This window comes from Nonomuraea guangzhouensis, assembly GCF_019396345.1.
Classification (GTDB): domain Bacteria; phylum Actinomycetota; class Actinomycetes; order Streptosporangiales; family Streptosporangiaceae; genus Nonomuraea; species Nonomuraea guangzhouensis.
On the sequence record NZ_JAHKRM010000097.1, the window covers coordinates 1 to 3,999 of the forward strand.

A 3,999-nucleotide genomic window follows, 5' to 3' on the forward strand; every position below is an offset into this window, starting at 1 on the left:
GGTCGAGGTGGAGGAGGTCGGTCCAGATGGCGGTGAGGAGTTCTTCGGTGGGGGTGGCGGGTGGCTGGTAGGCGCTGGCCAGCTCGGGTCGGGAGGCGTCCGGCGTAGGTAGCGCGGTGCGGTCGATTTTGCCGTTGGGGGTGAGGGGGAAGGCGGCGAGTTCGATGAAAGCCGCCGGGACCATGTGGTCCGGCAGGGTCTGGAGCAGGTATTGCCGCAACTCCCCTGTGGCCGGGATCCCGGTTGTGGAGTCTGCGGGCACGAGGTAGGCGATGAGGCGCTGTTCGTGGAGGGTGACCAGGGCGGCGGTGATGGCGGGGTGGGTGGTGAGGGTGTGTTCGATTTCGGCGGGTTCGATGCGGTAGCCGCGGAGTTTGATTTGGTGGTCGGTGCGGGTGAGGAAGTGGAGTTGGCCGTCGGCGCGCCAGCGTGCTTGGTCGCCGGTGCGGTAGAGGCGTTGGCCTTCTGGGGCGGCGATGAAGTGTTGGGCGGTGAGGGCGGGTCGGTGGTGGTAGCCGCGGGCGAGTCCGGTGCCGCCGATGTGGAGTTCGCCTGCCACGCCGATCGGTACTGGGTTGAGGTGGGGGTCGAGCACGTGGGTGTGGGTGTTGGGGAGGGGGCTGCCGATGGCCGGCATGCTGCCGGAGGGAGCGAGAGGTGGTGTGGTGGTGGTGATGACGGTGGTTTCGGTGGGTCCGTAGGTGTTGTGCAGGGTGAGGTGTGGTGCCCAGGCGTCGGCGAGGTGGGCGGTAAGGCGTTCGGCACCGAGGATCAGGGTGTTGAGCGTGGTGGTGGTGTCGGGGGTGAGGGTGGCCAGCAGGGAGGGGACGATGCTGGCTGTGGTGATGTGGTGGCGGTCGATCAGTTGGGTGAGGTGGTCGGGGTGGGTTCGTTGTTCGGGGGTGGCTAGGACCAGGGTGGCGCCGGTGGTGAGGGTGACGGTGATGTCGAGGATGGCGGCGTCGAAGCTGAAGGAGGCGAATTGGAGGATGTTGCTGGTGTGGTCGATGGCGAAGAGGGGTCGCATGGTGGTGGCGAGGTTGATCGCGGAGCGGTGGGTGGCTTGGACGGCTTTGGGACGACCGGTGGACCCGCTGGTGTAGATGAGGTAGGCGGCCTGGTCCGGATGGACCGTCACGTTCGGTGGTGTGGTGGGCTGGGCGTCCAGGGCGGCTTGGGTGGCGGGATCGTCCAGGGCCAGGATGTGGGAGAGGCCTGTGACGTCTGGCGGTGTGGTGGGCTGGGCGTCCAGGGCGGCGTTGGTGGCGGGGATGCGGGAGGGCAGCTCAGCGGTGTGCTCGGCGGTGTGCTCAGCGGTGTGCTCGGTGGTGATGAGGAGGTCGGCTCCGCTGTCGGTGAGCATGTAGGTGAGTCGGTCGGTGGGGTAGTCGGGGTCGAGGGGGAGGTAGGTGCCGCCGGCTTTCCAGATGGCGAGGATGGCGACGATCATGTCGGTGCTGCGGGGCAGGCAGAGGCCGACCACGCCTTCGCGCTCTAAGCCCAGGGTGAGGAGGTGGTGGGCGAGTTGGTTGGCCCGGGTCTCCAACTGGCCGTAGGTGAGGGCGATGTCGTCGTAGACAACTGCCGGTGTGTGTGGCCGGGCCAGGGCACAGTCGAAGATGAGTTCGTGGATGCCGTTGGCCTGGGGGAGTTCGGCGGTGGAGGCGTTCCACTCGACGGTCAGCTGCTGGTGCTCGTCCGGGGTGAGGATGGGCAGGGCCGACAGATGCTGATCGGGGTCGGCGGTGATCGCGGTGAGGAGTTCGGTGAGGTGGCCGATCATGCGGCGGATGGTGTCCTCGTCGAACAGGGCGGTGCTGTACTGGATCGACCCGACGAGATCACCGTCGATCGTGGATCCCATGGTGAGACTCAGATCGAACTTCGCAGGCAACGAGTCCACCGACGACGTGGGTGAGATATCGCTGGCTGCGGTGGTGTAGTTGAACAGGGTCTGGACCAAGGGAGTCCGCGACCTGTCACGGGTGGCCGCCAGCTCGTCGATCAGCTGCTCGAAGGGCACGTCCTGATGCGTGTAGGCCGCCAGCGCAGTGGTGCGGATTCGCCCCAGCACATCCGTGAACGATGGGTCGCCCTCAAGGTCGGCGCGCAGGGCCAACGTGTTGACGAAGAAGCCGATGAGCTGTTCGGTCTCGCCGTGATTGCGGTTGGCGACGGGTGTGCCGACGATCAGGTCGTCCTGCCCGGTGTACTTGCTCAGCAGAACCGCGTAGGCGCTCAGCAGCGTCATGAACATCGTGGTCGCGTTCCGACGAGAGATCTCCTGCAGCCGCTCGGCCGTTTGCGCCTCCAACGCGAACCGGACGGCCGCGCCGGCGGTTGATCGCACGGCCGGACGCGGACGATCGGTCGGCAGGTCCAGGACGGGTGCGTTGGCGAGTTGGGTACGCCAGTAGCCGAGCTGCCCTTCCAGCACCGACCCGGTGAGCCAGTCGCGCTGCCACGCGGCGAAATCGGCGTACTGAATGGTCAACGGCGGCAGCGGGTTCGACTGCCCAGCCCGGAACGCCTCATAGAGCGTTGCCAGCTCGCGGCCGAGGATGTCGGCCGACCACTCGTCGGAGACGATGTGGTGCATGCACAGGGCGAGCACGTGCTCGTCGTCGCCCAGCCGCAGCAGGCTGCCACGGATTAACGAGTCATTGGCCAGGTCGAACGGAGTAGCCGCATCGGCGGCGACCCACGCGCGAGCCGCTTGCCCTGGTTCGGCCTGATCAGACAGATCCACCAAGGGCAGGTCGAATCCTGACAGCGGGTCGATGACCTGCCACGGCACACCGACGGCATCGGCGACCAGTCGCGTGCGCAGCACCTCGTGACGTTCGGTGAGCGCGTCCAGCGCGGCCTGGAGAGCGGGGATGTGCAGCCGCTCCGGGAGCTCAATCGGGGTGGCGATGTTGTATTCGACCGAGCCGGGGTTGAGCTGGTCCAGGAACCAGAGTCGCTGCTGGGCGAAGGAGAGCGGCAGCCTCTGCTCTCGTGAGACGGTCGCGATGGGCGGTACGACCTGCTCCCCGGCGCTGCTGGCATCGATGATCGTGGCGAGCTCGGCGATGGTGGGCTGGTCGAACAGTACGGCGAGGCTGACGTCGATGCCGAACGTGGTGCGGATGCGGGTGATGGCTTGGGTGGCGAGGAGTGAGTGTCCGCCGAGGTCGAAGAAGTTGTCGGTGGTGCCGACCTGGTCGAGGTTGAGGAGGTCGGTCCAGATGGTGGCGAGGAGTTGCTGGGTGGGGGTGGTGGGTGCCTGGTAGGTGTCGGTGAGGTCGGGGCGGGTGGTGTCGGGTGTGGGTAGGGCGTGGCGGTCGATTTTGCCGTTGGGGGTGCGGGGGAAGGCCGCCAGCTCGATGAACGCCGCTGGAACCATGTGGTCGGGGAGGGTTTGGTGGAGGAACTGGCGTAGTTCCCCGATGGGCGGTATGCCGTCGGTTGGGTCGCTGGGGATGAGGTAGGCGATCAGGCGTTCGCCGTTGAGGGTGATGAGGGCGTTGGTGATGGTGGGGTGGGTCGTGAGGGTGTGTTCGATTTCGGCGGGTTCGATGCGGTGGCCGCGGAGTTTGATTTGGTGGTCGGTTCGGCCGAGGAAGTGGATGTGGCCGTTTGCGTGTCGGCGGGCTTGGTCGCCGGTGCGGTAGAGGCGTTGGCCGTTTGGGGCGGCGATGAAGCGTTGGGCGGTGAGGGCGGGTTGGTTGTGGTAGCCGCGGGCGAGTCCTGTGCCGCCGATGTGGAGTTCGCCGGGGATGCCGACTGGTAGGGGGTTGAGGTGGGGGTCGAGGATGTGGGCGGTGGTGTTGGGGAGGGGTGTGCCGAGGGGTGGGGTTGTGAGGGTGAGTGGAGTGGTGTCGGAGGTTGGGGGTGTGTCGGGGGTTGGGGGTGTGGTGGTGAGGGGGGTGGTGATGGTGCCGATGGTGGTTTCGGTGGGTCCGTAGTGGTTGTGGATGGTTTGGGTGGTGGTGTGGGTGAGGAGGTTGTGGAGGT

At 66.8% G+C, this 3,999-nt stretch carries 1 protein-coding gene; it reads right to left on the reverse strand.

The genetic code is table 11. The annotated features are described in order from the left end of the window. Positions 1–3,999, reverse strand: a 3,999-nt coding sequence (locus KME78_RS63505; protein WP_219539930.1) for a non-ribosomal peptide synthetase, incomplete at both ends; no start/stop codon positions are given.